Origin of the sequence: Pseudomonas fluorescens Q2-87 (assembly GCF_000281895.1) — a bacterium.
In the GTDB taxonomy this organism is placed as follows: Bacteria; Pseudomonadota; Gammaproteobacteria; order Pseudomonadales; family Pseudomonadaceae; genus Aquipseudomonas; species Aquipseudomonas fluorescens_S.
Map to the genome: position 1 here is coordinate 5,900,833 of NZ_CM001558.1, position 15,797 is coordinate 5,916,629.

At 61.9% G+C, this 15,797-nt stretch carries 13 protein-coding genes; all 13 read right to left on the minus strand.

Annotation, left to right across the window (positions count from 1 at the left end; all coding sequences use genetic code 11):
* Positions 1 to 32: 32 nt before the first annotated feature.
* The 13 genes from PFLQ2_RS01875 to hutC all read right to left on the minus strand — a co-directional run bounded on the left by PFLQ2_RS01875 (position 33) and on the right by hutC (position 15,699).
* Positions 33 to 944 carry an alpha/beta hydrolase gene (locus PFLQ2_RS01875; RefSeq protein ID WP_003186696.1) on the minus strand — a complete coding sequence of 304 codons (912 nt, stop codon included), beginning with the start codon at positions 942 to 944 and terminating at the stop codon, positions 33 to 35.
* Positions 945 to 1,108: 164 nt separating this feature from the next.
* A complete protein-coding gene (locus PFLQ2_RS01870) occupies positions 1,109 to 2,056 on the minus strand; it encodes a choline ABC transporter substrate-binding protein (protein ID WP_003186698.1) in 948 nt (315 codons plus the stop codon).
* Positions 2,057 to 2,317: 261 nt separating this feature from the next.
* Entirely contained in the window at positions 2,318 to 3,121 is an 804-nt protein-coding gene (gene hutG, locus PFLQ2_RS01865) for an N-formylglutamate deformylase (protein ID WP_003186700.1), read from the minus strand.
* 11 nt (positions 3,122 to 3,132) lie between these two features.
* On the minus strand, positions 3,133 to 4,335 hold the full coding sequence (gene hutI / locus PFLQ2_RS01860; RefSeq protein ID WP_003186701.1) for an imidazolonepropionase: 1,203 nt from the start codon (positions 4,333 to 4,335) through the stop codon (positions 3,133 to 3,135).
* A gap of 217 nt (positions 4,336 to 4,552) precedes the next feature.
* Complete coding sequence (hutH, locus tag PFLQ2_RS01855; RefSeq protein WP_003186702.1) at positions 4,553 to 6,085, minus strand: histidine ammonia-lyase; 1,533 nt, start codon at positions 6,083 to 6,085, stop codon at positions 4,553 to 4,555.
* A 116-nt stretch (positions 6,086 to 6,201) separates the two neighbouring features.
* Positions 6,202 to 7,725: a histidine ammonia-lyase gene (gene hutH, locus PFLQ2_RS01850; RefSeq protein ID WP_003186703.1), complete on the minus strand. Its 1,524-nt coding sequence runs from the start codon at positions 7,723 to 7,725 to the stop codon at positions 6,202 to 6,204.
* A gap of 141 nt (positions 7,726 to 7,866) precedes the next feature.
* Positions 7,867 to 8,697, minus strand: coding sequence for a quaternary amine ABC transporter ATP-binding protein (locus PFLQ2_RS01845; RefSeq protein ID WP_003186704.1), 831 nt, complete (start codon positions 8,695 to 8,697; stop codon positions 7,867 to 7,869).
* A complete protein-coding gene (locus PFLQ2_RS01840) occupies positions 8,694 to 9,545 on the minus strand; it encodes an ABC transporter permease (RefSeq protein ID WP_003186705.1) in 852 nt (283 codons plus the stop codon). Before PFLQ2_RS01840 ends, PFLQ2_RS01845 begins: the two co-directional genes overlap by 4 nt.
* A 71-nt stretch (positions 9,546 to 9,616) precedes the next feature.
* Positions 9,617 to 10,585: an ABC transporter substrate-binding protein gene (locus PFLQ2_RS01835; protein ID WP_003186706.1), complete on the minus strand. Its 969-nt coding sequence runs from the start codon at positions 10,583 to 10,585 to the stop codon at positions 9,617 to 9,619.
* A gap of 69 nt (positions 10,586 to 10,654) precedes the next feature.
* Positions 10,655 to 12,121, minus strand: coding sequence for a purine-cytosine permease family protein (locus PFLQ2_RS01830; protein ID WP_003186707.1), 1,467 nt, complete (start codon positions 12,119 to 12,121; stop codon positions 10,655 to 10,657).
* Between the two features lie 149 nt (positions 12,122 to 12,270).
* Positions 12,271 to 13,959 carry a urocanate hydratase gene (gene hutU / locus PFLQ2_RS01825; protein WP_003186708.1) on the minus strand — a complete coding sequence of 563 codons (1,689 nt, stop codon included), beginning with the start codon at positions 13,957 to 13,959 and terminating at the stop codon, positions 12,271 to 12,273.
* Positions 13,960 to 14,422: 463 nt separating this feature from the next.
* Positions 14,423 to 14,992: a HutD/Ves family protein gene (locus PFLQ2_RS01820; RefSeq protein WP_003186709.1), complete on the minus strand. Its 570-nt coding sequence runs from the start codon at positions 14,990 to 14,992 to the stop codon at positions 14,423 to 14,425.
* The gene (gene hutC, locus PFLQ2_RS01815) at positions 14,989 to 15,699 is read right to left on the minus strand and encodes a histidine utilization repressor (protein ID WP_192814273.1); all 711 of its coding nucleotides are present in this window, start codon (positions 15,697 to 15,699) and stop codon (positions 14,989 to 14,991) included. Before hutC ends, PFLQ2_RS01820 begins: the two co-directional genes overlap by 4 nt.
* Between the last annotated feature and the right edge of the window lie 98 nt (positions 15,700 to 15,797).

A 15,797-nucleotide genomic window follows, 5' to 3' on the forward strand; every position in this document is an offset into this window, starting at 1 on the left:
GAATGACATCAATGAGCATGTCCCCTGCGCAGTCAAAGCGTGTCAGCCAGGTACGCCAGCAGTGTGCGATACATCTGATCGACCTCGCGCACCTGGCCCCGCGCCCGTAGACAACCGTGGACCAGGCCTTCGCCAACATACAACACAGCGCCTGCTCCTGCGGCGTTCAGCCGCTCGCTGTAGAGCACGCCGTCATCGCGCAACGGATCCCATTGCGCCACGCCAATCCATGCCGGCGGCAGGCCGCTCAGGTTATCGGCCAGCAGCGGCATGGCGCCGGGCGACAAGGGGGCGTCGCCCAGATATAGCCGGTGATAGTCGTCAAGGTCGCGGCTGCTTAATAGAGGCGCATCGGCGCATTCACGGCGCGACGGCAGATGGGCCGGGCCACCAAGGGCTGGATAAATCAGCACCTGGGCCCGAGGCAACGTTTGCCCGGCATCGCGCAAGGCCAGGCATAACGCGGCAGCAAGATTGCCACCGGCACTGTCCCCCGCCACCAGCCGACGACGCGGGTCGATGGCAAAGGGCAAACTTGCCAGATGCCGCCACACCGCGAGGCAATCGTCCAGAGCGGCCGGAAACGGATGCTCCGGGGCCAGCCGATAATCCACCGCCACGACCAGCGCACCAAGAGTGGCGGCCAGTTCCATGCAGATGAAGTCGTGGGAGTCCAGGTCCCCCACCACCCAGCCGCCACCGTGCAAGTAGAGGATGCACGGCCAGCCTGGGAGCGGTGCCGCCGTTCGCGGGTGATAGGCCCGCACCGCCACAGCGGCCAGCTCGAAGTCCTCGACCACCAGCGTCTGCGGACGAGGCGGCGTGAACGCCCGGCACATCTGGCTGTAGGCCTGGCGCATGCCGACGAGGCTGTCGTCCGGGCTGCTGAAGCTCAGGGTTTTGTCGATGAAGGCTGACATCGCCTGGGAGAGTGGATAAGCCATTGTGGTTTTGCCCATGGGCTTAAAGGAAACGGCTCAGAAGCTTTTGTGGCGAGGGAGCTTGCTCCCGCTGGGCTGCGCAGCGGCCCCAAAATTTTGCGAGCACTACGCACTCGAACGGGAGCAAGCTCCCTCGCCACATGGATCTGCGATGCCACTAAGCGGCATCAAGGCTTGAGGCTGGCCTGGACCGCCGCTACGCCATCCTTGCCATCGAAGCTGGTCACACCGGACAGCCAACGCTGGAGATCTTCGGGGTGGTCGCGCAGCCATTGCCGGGTGACGTCCTGAGGCGTCTTGCGCTCCATGATCGGCACCATCAACTGGCTTTCCTGGGCTGCGGTGAAGGTCAGGTTTTCCAGCAACCGGTTTACGTTCGGGCAACGCTGGGCGTAGTCCGGCGCGGTCACGGTGGAGACGGTTGCGGCGCCTTCGTTCGGACCGTAGACGTCTTCGCTGCCGGTCAGGTAGCTGATGTTCATGTTGATGTTCATCGGGTGTGGGGTCCAGCCGACGAAAACCACGAACTCCTTGCGATTCACCGCCCGCTGCACTGCGGCGAGCATGCCCGCCTCACCGGATTCGATCAGCTTGAAGTCCTTGAGGCCGAAGTGGTTGGTCTCGATCATGGTCTTGATGGTGGTATTGGCCCCACTCCCCGGCTCGATGCCGTAGATCTTGCCACCCAGCTGATCCTTGAACCGCGCGATGTCGGCAAAGGTCTTGAGCCCTGCGGCAGCCACATAGTCGGGTACCGCCAATGTCGCCTGGGCATCGGCCAGGCTTGGCTTGTCCAATACCTTCACTTGGTTGGCGGCCAGGAATGGCGCGATGTTCTTGTCCATCGCCGGTTTCCAGTAGCCCAGGAAGATGTCGAGGCGCTTGTCGCGGATGCCGGCAAAGATGATCTGCTGCACGGCGCTGGTCTGCTTGCTGTCGTAGCCCAGCCCGGTGAGCAACACATCGGCCATGCCGCTGGTGGCGATCACGTCGGTCCAGTTGACCACGCCCATGCGCACGGCCTGGCAGGACGCCGGCTCAGCGGCCATAGCCCCGGCGCTTAATATGACGGTACCGCAGAGGATCGACAGACAGCGTTTGAACAGTCTTTTCATCGGGAAGGTCTCGTGCGGCAGCGGATTACTGTGGGCCGGTGTCTTTGTGCACCGTGTCCGAGACATTACGCAGCGCCGAGGGGGTAGAAGTGACCTGTGGCGACCCGGTTTTGCACGGTGGCGACAGGTTGATTGCGGTGAAGGCTGTTGTGGCGAGGGAGCTTGCTCCCGCTGGGCTGCGCAGCGGCCCCAAGATTTCGCGAGCGCTACGCACTCGAGCGGGAGCAAGCTCCCTCGCCACAACAGCTGCCTCGCCACAAATTAGTGTTTGTAGGTCTGCCGCCCCCACGCCAACAAGCCTTCGAGCAACGCCTTGAGCACCACCTGCGTCGGTTCCGCCAGGTCGGCGCGGTAGTTGAACGGTTCGAACTCTTCCATATAGGTGCTCTGGCACAGTTCCAGCTGCACGGCGTGGATGTCTTCAGCCGGGTTGCCGTAGTGCCGCGTGATGTGCCCGCCTTTGAAGCGCCCGTTGAGCACATGGGTGTACGCGCCGTGACGCGCACAAATGGCTTCGAGCTGGCTGGCCAGCGCCGGGTCGCAACTGGCGCCGTTGAATGTACCGAGGTTGAAGTCCGGCAGCTTGCCGTCGAACAGGTGCGGGATCACCGAGCGGATCGAATGCGCATCGAACAGCAAGGCATAGCCGAACTCAGCCTTGAGCCGCGCCAGTTCCTGCTGCAAGGCTTGGTGGTACGGCATCCAGACCTGTTGTAGATAAGTCGCCCGCTCCTCAACCGACGGCTCCAGCCCTTCGCGAAACAACGGCACGCCATCGAACAAGGTCGCCGGGTACAAGCCGGTGGTGGCGCCGACGTACATTGGTTTGTCATCGGCGGGACGGTTCAGATCGACGACGAACCGTGAATACTCGGCAGCCAAGGTGCTGGCGCCCAGTTCAGCAGCGAACTCATAAAGCCTGGGGATGTGCCAGTCGGTGTCCGGAAGGCTCTGGGCCTCGGGGATCAGCCCGGCCTGCACCGCCGGTGTCAGGCGCAGCCCGGCGTGGGGCATGCTGATCAGCAGCGGCACGCGCCCTTGCTTGAAATTCAGGACCTTTTCCACAAGTGCTCTCCTTAATCAATTTCGACGCCGTGGCGCACGACGCGTTTTTCCAGGTCACCGCCGAGCCAGTAAGACAGGTCGGCCGGCCGGTCGATGTGCCAGGCGACAAAATCCGCCACCTTGCCGGCCTCCAGCGAACCGTGGGTAGCCGCCATGCCCAAGGCCTGGGCCGCGTGGATTGTCGCACCGGCCAAGGCTTCTTCAGGCGTCATCCGGAAACACGTGCAAGCCATGTTCAACATCAAGCGCAGCGACAACGCCGGCGACGTCCCGGGGTTGAGGTCGCTGGCCACGGCGATTTTCACGCCGTGCTTGCGCAAGGCGTCCATGGGCGGCAGTTGGGTTTCACGCAGGAAATAGAACGCGCCCGGCAGCAACACCGCCACCGTGCCGGATTCGGCCATGGCCCTGGCATCGTCCTCGGTCATGAATTCCAAGTGATCGGCCGACAGCGCCTGGTACCGCGCCGCCAGGCTTGAGCCGTGCAGCGACGACAGTTGCTCGGCGTGCAGCTTCACCGGCAGCCCCAATCGTTGCGCGGTGATGAACACCCGCTCGACCTGCGCCGGAGAAAACGCCAGGTATTCGCAAAAGGCATCTACCGCGTCCACCAAGCCTTCGGCCGCCAGGGCCGGGAGCATCTCGCTGCAGATATGCTCAATGTAGTCATCAGCGGGATCAGCGTATTCCGGCGGCAAGGCGTGGGCTGCCAGGCAGGTGCTGCGCACGCTGACCGGCAACTCGGCGCCGAGGCGACGGATGACACGCAGGATCTTGCGCTCGCTTGTCAGGTCCAGGCCGTAGCCGGACTTGATTTCAACCGTGGTTACGCCGTCACGCATCAGGCTTTTCAGGCGCTTGGCGGCGCTGGCGAACAACTCGTCTTCACTGGCAGCGCGGGTGGCGCGCACGGTACTGGCGATGCCGCCGCCGGCTGCGGCGATTTCGGCGTAGCTGGCGCCTTGCAGGCGCTGTTCGAATTCACCGCTGCGGTTACCGCCAAACACGCTGTGGGTGTGACAATCGATCAGCCCCGGCGTGACCCAGGCGCCCTTGAGATCGTTGACCGCCGGGTAGTCGCCCGTCGGCAGCTCGGTACGCGGACCGATCCATTGAATGTGCTCGCCTTGGGTGACGATGGCGGCGTCTTCGATGATCGAGTAGACGCCCTGGGCCATGGTGGCGGCGTGGCAGTTTTGCCAGAGGGTTTTCATCCCGGTTTCCTCGAATTATTCATGTTCGTATCGCGAGCAGGCTCGCTCCCACATGGAACGCGCAAGACTTGTGGGAGCGGGCTTGCTCGCGAAGACGGTGGGCAGATTTTGCATTGATGCAAGCTGATCCACCGCTTTCGCGAGCAGGCTCGCTCCCACAGGGGTTTTGAGTACAGCAGAAAACCTTGTGGGAGCGAGCTTGCTCGCGATGAGGCCCTTACAGGCTCGGCAACAATTGCGCCGTGACCAGCTCGTTCAGGCAACGACTGGCCAACAGTTCAGTGGCTGCGTTGATGTCCGGCGCAAAGAACCGGTCCTTTTCATAAAACGGCACTTCTGCCCGCAAGAGAGCACGGACCTGTTCCAGCTTCGAGGAAGTCTTCAAGCCGCCCCGCAGGTCCAAGCCTTGGCAAGCCGCCAGCCATTCAACCGCCAGGATCCCACGGGTGTTCTCGGCCATTTCCCACAGGCGCTTGCCAGCGGCTGGGGCCATGGAGACGTGGTCCTCCTGGTTGGCGGACGTTGGCAGGCTGTCCACCGAATGAGGATGGGACAGCGCCTTGTTTTCGCTGGCCAGTGCGGCGGCAGTGACCTGAGCGATCATGAAGCCGGAGTTCACCCCGCCATTGGCCACCAGGAACGGCGGCAGTTGCGACATGTGCTTGTCCATCATTAACGAAATCCGGCGTTCGCTCAGGGAGCCGATCTCGGCAATCGCCAACGCCATGTTGTCGGCGGCCATGGCCACCGGTTCGGCGTGGAAGTTGCCGCCGGAGATCACGTCGCCCTCGGCGGCGAATACCAGCGGGTTATCCGACACCGCGTTGGCTTCGATCACCAGCACTTCGGCGGCCTGGCGGAACTGGGTCAGGCAGGCGCCCATCACTTGCGGCTGGCAGCGCAGGGAGTACGGGTCTTGGACTTTGTCGCAGTTCTGGTGCGAATCGGACACTTCGCTGCGCTCGCCCAGCAGCTCGCGGTAAGCGGCGGCGGCATCGATCTGGCCTTTCTGGCCGCGTGCGGCATGGATGCGTGCATCGAACGGCGAGCGCGAACCGAGCACCGCTTCCACCGTCAGGCTGCCCAGGGCCAGGGCGCCGGCGAACAGGTCTTCGCCTTCAAACAGGCCACGCAAGGCAAACGCGGTGGATACCTGGGTGCCGTTGAGCAGCGCCAGGCCTTCTTTCGCCGCCAGGGTCAGCGGCGCGAGGCCGGCCACTTTCAGTGCGTCGACCGCCGGCAGCCATTCGCCTTTGTAGCGGGCCTTGCCTTCGCCCAGCAGCACCAGGGACATGTGGGCCAGCGGCGCGAGGTCGCCGGAAGCGCCGACCGAACCTTTCAGCGGGATATGCGGGTAGACCTCGGCATTGATCAGCGCGATCAGCGCATCGATCACCTGCCGACGGATGCCGGAAAATCCGCGGCTCAGGCTGTTGACCTTGAGCACCATGACCAGGCGCACCAATGCATCGCTGATCGGTTCGCCCACGCCGGCGGCATGGGACAACACCAGGGAGCGCTGCAGGTTTTCCAAGTCTTCGCTGGCGATGCGGGTCGAGGCCAGCAGGCCGAAACCGGTGTTGATGCCGTAGGCGGTGCGGTTCTCGGCGAGAATCTGTTCCACGCAGGCGACGCTGGCTTCGATCTGCGCCGAGGCGCTGGCGTCGAGACTGAGGGTCACCGGCTGTTGGTAGATGTCACGCAATTGAGCCAGGCTCAGTTGGCCGGGGATCAGGTTCAAGGCAGTCATTTATTGCTCCTTTTGAGAGTTTTGTTGTTTAACCCGTCAGTCGCTCCGGAATGTTCCGTTATCCGTCACCCGCGCTTTTTGAGCGATGGCGCCTTGGCACGCTGACGCTTTTTTGATCAATTCAAATTCGGTAACACGCTGCGCAGCAGATTGGGGTCCTTGAGGACTTCGGCGGCACTGGCAATATCCGGCGCCAACCAGCGATCCTGGTCATAAGCCGGAACGCGCTGACGCAATAGTTTCCAGGCGATATCGGTGCCGGCGCCGAAGCGCTGCGTTTTAAGAAATTCAAACGCCTGGGCCGCCAGCAGATATTCGATGGCGAGGATCTGCGTGCAGTTTTCCAATGCCCTGTGCAGCTTGAGCGCGGCGTTGGTGCCCATGCTCAGATGATCTTCCTGCAGGCCCGAGGTGACGAAGTTGTCGAGCACGGCCGGTTGCGCCAGTTGGCGATTTTCTGCACACAACGACGCCGCCACGTATTGCACGATCATCATCCCCGAATTCACCCCGGGATTGGCCACCAGGAAGGCCGGCAAGCCGCTGACATGAGGATTGATCAGGCGATCGAGGCGGCGCTCGGCGATGGAGCCGATCTCGGCCATGGCAATCGCCAGCAGGTCAGCCGCCATCGCCACCGATTGGCCGTGGGGATTGGCCTGGGACATGACACGGAAATTTTCCGGTGTGCCCAGCAACAGCGGGTTATCGGTGGCGGCGTTGAGTTCGGTTTCGATCTGCTGCCGCGCGTGGGCCAACTGATCGCGAGCGGCGCCATGCACCTGGGGGATCGAGCGAATGCTCAAGGCATCCTGGGTGCGAATGCCCAGGCTTGAAGCGATGACTTCGCTGCCGTCCAGCAGGGCCCGCAAGTTGACCCCGACCTGTTGCATGCCCGGATGCGGCTTGAGGGCGATGATCTCGGCATCGAACGCGGCGATTTGCCCGCGCTGGGCTTCGAAACTCATGGCGCCGACTACATCGGCCCATTGGAGCAGTCGCGTGGCATCGGCCAGGGCCAGGCAGCTGAGGCCGGTCATGCACGGCGTACCGTTGACCAGGCACAAACCGTCCTTGGCACCCAGCTGTACCGCTTGCAGCCCTTCGGCGGCCAAGGCCTGTTGTGCCGACACGATTTGCCCACGATAGCTGACGTTGCCCACGCCCAGCAGCGCGATGCTGATGTGAGCCATGTGGGTCAGGTAACCCACCGATCCCTGGGACGGCACTTGTGGCGTGATGCCCTGGTTGAGCAGCGCCAACAGGGCTTCCACTACCCGGCGATGAATACCGGACTTGCCCTGGCTGTAGTTGAGGATGGCGGCGCAGAGAATCGCCCGGACCTGCTCATCGGCCAGCGGCGCGCCGACGCCACAGGCATGGCTGAGCAAGGTGTTGCGCGACAGTTGGCTGAGCTGTTCGTCCTTGAGCGAGACATTGCACAGGGCCCCCAGGCCGGTGTTGACGCCATAGGCGCGCTCGCCGCTTTCGACGATGCGCTGCACGATGGCCTGGGCATTGTCGATCCGCGCCCAGGCCTGGGCCGACAGCTCGAGCACCGCGCCGAAGCGGGCGACGGCGACCACATCCTGCCAACGTAACGGGGCGTCGGCGATTACGATTTTTTCAGCCTGGGACATCCTCAACCTCATGCTTGCAACCTGAACATAGATGCAGCTTTGCCGACGCCTTCGCGAGCAAGCCCGCTCCCACAGGGGTACGCATTCCAATGTGGGAGCGGGCTTGCTCGCGAAGAGGCCAGTCCAGTCACCCAAAAAACCTCAAACCACCGCCGCGCGCCGCTGCACAAACCGATCGACATATTCATCCGCTGGCGAGTGCAGGATTTCCCGGGGGGTGCCAACCTGGATCAGCTTGCCGTCCTTGAGAATCGCGATGCGGTTGCCAATGCGCACGGCCTCGTCGAGGTCGTGGGTGATGAAGACGATGGTCTTGTGCAAGGTCTTTTGCAGCTCCAGCAACTGATCCTGCATTTCGGCGCGGATCAGCGGGTCGAGGGCGCTGAAGGCTTCGTCCATCAGGATGATGTCGGTGTCCGCCGCCAGGGCACGGGCCAGGCCCACACGCTGACGCATGCCGCCGGAAAGTTGGTGCGGATATTTATTCTCGTAGCCTTTCAACCCCACGGTGTTGATCCAGTGCAGCGCTCGTTCGGCGCACACCTGCTTGCTCTCACCGCGCACTTTCAAGCCGTAGGCGACGTTGTCCAGCACGCTTTTATGCGGCAGCAGGCCGAAGCTCTGGAACACCATGCTGATCTTGTGCCGGCGAAATTCGCGCAACGCGTCCATGTCCAGTTTCAGGATGTCTTCACCGTCCACCAGGATCGCGCCGCTGGTAGGGTCGATCAGTCGGTTGAAATGGCGCACCAGGGTGGACTTGCCGGAACCGGACAAGCCCATGATCACGAAAATCTCGCCGGTGCCGATGCTCAGCGACAAATCGTTTACGCCGACCACGCAGCCGGTTTCGGCCAGCACCTGATCCTTGGTCTTGTTCTGGTGGATCAGCGCCAAGGCTTCCTTGGAGCGATTGCCGAAAATCTTGAAGACGTTCTTCACTTCGATCTTGCTGATGGCTGCGTTGCTCATTTGCTCACCTCATGCCGAGGACGACCATAGGCCTGGGTAATGCGGTCGATGACCACGGCGAGGATCACGATGGCCAGGCCGGCTTCCAGGCCGCGTCCGACGTTGAGGGTCTGGATGCCCACCAGCACGTCCTCGCCCAGGCCACGGGCGCCGATCATCGAGGCGATCACCACCATCGACAGGGCCATCATGGTGGTCTGGTTGATCCCGGCCATGATGCTCGGCAGGGCCAGCGGCAGTTGCACGCCGAACAGCTGTTGCCAGCGGTTGGCGCCGAAGGCGTTGATGGCTTCCATCACTTCGCCGTCCACTTGGCGAATGCCCAGGTCGGTCAGGCGAATCAAGGGTGGCGCGGCGTAGATCACCGTGGCGAAAATCGCCGGGACCTTGCCCAGGCCGAACAGCATCAACACCGGAATCAGGTACACGAAGCTTGGCATGGTCTGCATGATGTCCAGCAACGGCATCAGCACCGAACGCAGGCGATTGCTGCGCGCCGAAAGAATGCCCAGGGGAATGCCGATCAACACTGAAATCAGCGTCGCGACCAGCATCAGCGCGAGGGTCTGCATCAGTTTGTCCCACAGGCCCACCGCGCCCACCAGAAACAGCAGGCCGACGATCACCGCCGTGGCCACGACCTTGCGGGTGGCATGCCAGGCGATGCCGCCGACGATGGCCAGCATCAACCACCAGGGGGCCATGCGCAGCAGGCCTTCGAGGTTGACGATGGCCCACAGCAGCGTGTCGGATATCTGCCGGAACACATCGCCATAGTTGGTCACCAGAGCGTCGACCCAACCGTTGACCCAGTCGGCGATGGAGAAGGTAAAACTTTCGGGAAACATAAGAGACTCTCGATCAAGTGGATGCGGTGAACGTCCCGACCAGCCCCACGGTTGGCCGGGAAATATTCGACCTACAGAGCCGCGTCGATTTTCTTGGCAGCGTCGTCGCTTACCCAGGCGTGCCAGACTTCAGGATGTTCCTTCAGGAAGATCTTCGCCAGTTTCGGCGACTCGATCCGCTCCTTGGCCATGCGTCCAAGGTTCTGGTTCAAGATATCGATGGGCAGGTTGACCTTTTCCAGCACCGCTACCAGCTCCGGGGCTTGTTCGTGGAAGGTCTTGGACAGGCCGACCTTGATGTTCACGCTTTTATCCACGCCGGGTTTTTCTTCCAGTTTAACCAGGTCCACCTGGCCCATCAGCGGCGTTGGCGACCAGTAGTAGAACAGGATCGGCTCGCCACGCTTGTAGCTCGACAGCACTGCGGCATCCAGGGCCGGGCCGGTGCCTGGACGGAAGTTGGTGTAGGTTTTTTCCAGGCCATAGCTTTTCAGCATTTCGCTGTTGTCCAGCTCACAGGTCCAACCGGCCGGGCAATTATAGAAACGGCCCTTGGACGGTTCTTCCGGGTCCTTGAACACGGCAGCGTACTGGCCCAGGTCGGCAATGTTCTTCAGGCCCGGCGCCTTGGCTTCGAGCTTGCGCTTGGCGTCACCTTCAACCACGTAGCGCGGCACGTACCAGCCTTCGATGGCGCCCACGACCGGGGCGCCGACGCCAACCACTTTGCCGGCCTTCTCGGCCTTGTTCCAGACTTCGCTGCGGCCGACCCATTCTTCGGCAAATACCTGGATGTCGTTGCTGCTCAGGGCGTTCTCCATGGTGATGGAGTTGCCCGGCAGGCTGTCGGTCTTGCAGTCGTAGCCTTTTTCCAGCACCACTTGCAGGACATCGGTCAGCAGCATGGCGCTTTCCCAGTTCAGGCCGGCGAACTTCACCGGTTTACCCGACTCGCACCAACCCGCCGCTTGCGTGGCGCCGGCACTGGCCAGCAGGCCCATGGAAAGCAACGTGGTCAGCAGGGTCTTGTTCGTTTTCATTGTGTGACGCTCCTAATCAGTGAATTGGCTTACGGCAGTCAAGAGGCATCCAGCCCTGTCAACGTCCCATCAGACCGCTTGGATGCGGCCCGCCCTGCTCGGTTGTGCGTCAACCGCGTCCTGCTCGACCGGCAGGATCAATTGATCAGGTACAGCGCTGTGCCATTTCTTGGCGCAGACGTAATAGAGCGCCGCCGGAACCACCAGGCCGATGATCCAGGAAATATCCACGCCACCCATGGCTTCCACCAGCGGACCGGTATAGAACTTGGTGGCGATGAACGGCAATTGAACCAGGACACCGAAGACATAGATGCTGATGCCAAGGGGATTCCAACGACCGTAGCGACCGCTCGGGTCGGCCAGCGCCGGCACGTCATAGTGCTCGCGAGTGATGCAGTAGTAGTCCACCAGGTTGATCGCGCTCCAGGGCGTAAAGAATGCGAGCAAGAACAGGATGAAAGACTTGAACGCGCCGAGGAAAGAATGCTGGCCGAGCAGCGCGATCAGGGTCGCGGTACCGACGATGACCAGCACGAAGACCAGACGTTGCAAGCGCGTTACGTTCAGGTGGCCACGAAAACCGCTGATGATGGTCGCGATGCACATGAAGCTGCCGTAGGAGTTCAGCGTCGAGATGGTGACCTTGCCGAACGCGATGCTGAAATACAGCAACGCAGCGGTGGCGCCGGTACCCCCCAGGCCAACGATGTAGGCCACTTCATGACCGGCGAACTGCCCGTTGGCCGAAGCGGCGGCAAACACACCGAGGATCATCGCCACCTGTGCACCGATGACCGAACCGGCGCCAGCGGCAAAGAAAGTCTTTACCGAGGAAGTCTTGCTCGGCAGGTAACGCGAATAATCCGCCACGTAGGGGCCGAACGCGATCTGCCAAGAGGCCGCGAGCGACACCGCCAGCAGGAAACTGCTCCAGCTGAAATGGCGGATTTGCAGGAGTGCGCCAACGTCCGTCTGGCTGATCAGGCGAGCGAACAGGTAAACAAAGGCAATCACACCAATCACACTGGCGACACGGCCAATGAAGTGAATCACCCGATACCCGAGCACCGTGACCAGCACGATGACGCTGGCAAAAATGAGGATGCCAACACTGTCGCTGACGCTAAACAACTGGCCCAGCGCCTGGCCGGAAAGCACGGTTCCGGTTGCGGTGAAACCCAGGTACATCAGGCACACCAACACGATCGGGATCGCCGCGCCATAAACACCAAACTGCACCCGGCTGGAGATCATCTGCGGCAGGCCAAGCTTGGGCCCTTGGGCGGCATGCAACGCCATGACGCCACCGCCGAGCAGTTGGCCGATCAGCAAACCGATCAACGACCAGAACACATCACCGCCCAGCACCACCGCCAAGGCACCGGTGACAATTGCCGTGATCTGCAGGTTGGCCCCCATCCAGAGGGTGAACTGGCTCAACAGACGACCATGTCTCTCCGCTTCCGGGATGTAGTCGATCGAACGTTTTTCGATCAACGGCTTGCTGCTTGCGCGTGTGCTGGTGACAGCCATGGTTCAACCTCTGTGGATTGTTCTGGAATTCGTTTGCGCCGCGTCCCTGTGGGAGCGGGCTTGCTCGCGAATGCGGTGTGTCATTCGATACATGTGTCGGATGTAAAACCGCCTTCGCGAGCAAGCCCGCTCCCACAGAGGGATTGGGGTTATTTGCCGGTAATCATCGGCAGGTTCAGCCCCTGTTCCTTGGCGCAATCAATGGCGATCTGGTAACCGGCATCGGCATGGCGCATCACGCCAGTGCCCGGGTCGTTGTGCAGCACCCGGGCAATGCGCTCGGCCGCTTCGTCGGTACCGTCGCAAACAATCACCATCCCCGAATGCTGGGAGAAGCCCATGCCGACGCCGCCACCGTGGTGCAGCGAAACCCAGGTCGCGCCGCTGGCGGTGTTGAGCAAGGCGTTGAGCAACGGCCAGTCGGAGACGGCATCGGAACCGTCCTGCATGGATTCGGTTTCACGGTTCGGGCTCGATACAGAGCCGGAGTCCAGGTGGTCACGGCCGATCACGATCGGTGCGGACAGCTCGCCGCTGCGCACCATTTCGTTGAAGGCCAGGCCCAGCTTGGCGCGCTGGCCCAGGCCGACCCAGCAGATACGTGCCGGCAGACCCTGGAAACTGATGCGCTCGCGAGCCATGTCCAGCCAGTTATGCAGGTGAGCATCGTCCGGGATCAGTTCCTTGACCTTGGCGTCGGTCTTGTAGATGTCCTGCGGGTCGCCCGACAGCGCGGCCCAGCGGAACGGACCAATACCGCGGCAGAACAGCGGACGAATGTAGGCCGGGACGAACCCTGGGAAATCGAAGGCATTTTCGACGCCCTCTTCCTGGGCCATCTGGCGGATGTTGTTGCCGTAGTCGAAGGTCGGCACGCCCATTTTCTGGAAGGCCAGCATGGCTTTGACGTGGACGGCCATCGATTGCTTGGCGGCCTTCACCACGGCAGCCGGTTCGGTCTTGGCCCGGGCACGGTATTCGTCCCAGGTCCAGCCGGCCGGCAGGTAACCGTTGAGCGGGTCGTGGGCGCTGGTCTGGTCGGTGACCATGTCGGGGCGTACACCGCGACGGACCATTTCCGGCAGGATTTCAGCGGCGTTGCCGCACAGCGCGATGGAAATCGCCTTGCCTTCGGCAGTGTATTTCTCGATACGGGCCAGGGCGTCGTCCAGGTCGGTGGCCTGCTCGTCGACGTAGCGGGTCTTGAGACGGAAATCGATGCTCACCTGTTGGCATTCGATGTTCAGCGAGCAAGCACCGGCCAAAGTGGCGGCCAAGGGTTGCGCACCGCCCATGCCGCCCAGACCGGCGGTCAGGACCCAGCGACCCTTGAGGTTGTTGTCGTAGTGCTGGCGACCGGCTTCGACAAAGGTTTCATAGGTGCCTTGGACAATGCCCTGGCTGCCGATGTAGATCCAGCTGCCGGCGGTCATCTGGCCGTACATGGCCAGGCCCTTGGCATCCAGTTCGTTGAAGTGTTCCCAGGTGGCCCAGTGCGGCACCAGGTTGGAGTTGGCGATCAGTACGCGTGGCGCGTTGGAGTGGGTCTTGAACACGCCGACCGGCTTGCCGGATTGCACCAGCAGGGTTTCGTCGTCATTCAGGTTGGTCAGGCTTTCCACGATTTTGTCGTAGCACTCCCAGTTGCGCGCCGCGCGGCCGATACCACCGTAGACCACCAGCTCCTTGGGGTTCTCTGCCACTTCCGGGTCGAGGTTGTTCATCAACATGCGCAGCGGTGCTTCAGTCAGCCAGCTCTTGGCGGTCAGCGTGTTACCGCGTGGGGCGCGAATTTCAACGTCACGGTATTTTTCGGGTTTGCGGGTAGCGTCGGTCACAGCAAAAACTCCTCAGCGATCAATCCAGACCAGCCCGGGCAGTGGGCAGCGATTTAGCGAACGTTGCGTAGAAGATCGGTGACTCATACGCATACGTCTTTACTTGTATGTACAAGCATATGCAATCAAGCGGCCAACTTGTTGGTGAGGTGTTCAAGAATAATTCGAGGCGTGGCTGTAAGGCGCTGACTAGAGGGGTCTAGCAGGCGGATGAAATTTCTGGAGGGTTTTTTACGAAGGCGTCGGGGCGGGCAGGAATGCGTGATATTGCGTCACGCTGGGGCATTCGGTAACAAGTTGGTGCGCTTGGAGGGAACAATGAGGTGGGCTTTTTGTGGCGAGGGAGCTTGCTCCCGCTGGGTGGCGAAGCCGCCCCAAGCATTTGTGCTGAAACAAAGAACTTGGGCCTGCTGCGCAGTCCAGCGGGAGCAAGCTCCCTCGCCACAGGGGATCCAGGCTGAAGTTAGCGAGCCGTCAGTTCGATCACGCAACATTGGCCATGGGTGGAGATATCCAGCAGCCCGGTGTTACCACTCAATTGCAAACAGTCGTAGAGGCCCAGGTTCACGTCGGACTCACCGAGCCTGACCGCCAACCCCGGAGCCGCGCTGAACACCAGCACCGTCCCCGCTTCGCTGAAGAACCGCTGCTGGCCTCCCAGCCATTGCAACCGTGCGCGGTAACGCTGCGGCGCGTAAATCAGGTTGAAGTCGCGAATCGGCCCGCCCAGCAGCGAGCATTGGACATGGCTTTCGCCGCTGAACGCGAAGGGGTCCAGTGGACGCAACGGCCGGGTGGCCTGGCCATCGACATTCAGGGTCATGCCGTCACCCTGCAAGACGCTGATGATCCGCTCGTAACCGGCGAAGGTGGAGAAGCCCCCCGACTCAGCGATGTCGGCAATCGACAGACGCCAGCCGAAACCCTCCAGGCCGGTACCGGCATCGCGGGTGATTTCTTCGGTGCTGCCGCCACCGTTTTTCCACGGCATGCGTGGGTAATCCGCAGCGCGTAAAACCTTCAAGTCGCTCATTTATGAAAACGCCCTTCCAGACGATGACGGGAACCGGGGTGGATCAGGCGCGCGGCAGTCACTGGCTGACGACCGGACCAGGTGCGGCGGCGGATCAGCAGGCATGGCTCGCCCTTTTCGATCTGCAGCAGCTTGCATTCGCTCGGCTCGGCCAGGATTGCCTCAACCACATGCTCGCCTTCGGTCAGCGGCGCGACCTGGTTCAGATAGGCGTAGGGCGTTTGTAGGGTAAAGTCCTGCTTGAGGTAGTCAGGCGCCACCAGCGCGTTGACGAAACGGTCCTCGATCTGCACGGGAATGTCGTTTTCAAAATGCACGATCAGCGAGTGGAACACCTTCTGCCCTTCACGCATGTCCAAGGCCAGGGCCCGTTCGGAACCGGCGGCCTCTTCTTCCAGGGTGATGACCTGGCAAGTGTGACGATGACCACGGGAGGCGATTTCGTCGGCGATGTTATGCACTTCGAACAACGCGGACTGGCTCTTGGGCTCGGCCACGAACGTGCCGACACCTTGCATGCGCACCAGCAGGCCATCGGCGGTCATTTCCCGCAGGGCACGGTTGATGGTCATGCGGCTGAAACCCAACTGGCTGACCAGCTCGCTTTCCGACGGCACGCGGTAATGCGGCGGCCAGTTTCCACTGTCGATCTGCTGGGTGATCATCTGTTTGACGCGGGCGTACAAGGGCGCCGGAGTGTCGCCCATGTTTGCGGCCAGCGGCGGTTTGGCAGGCGGAGTCGGCACGGCGGTTCCCTGTTCTGCGAATAAGGTTGCTAGCTTGCCGGAGTTTACCGGCCAGGCAA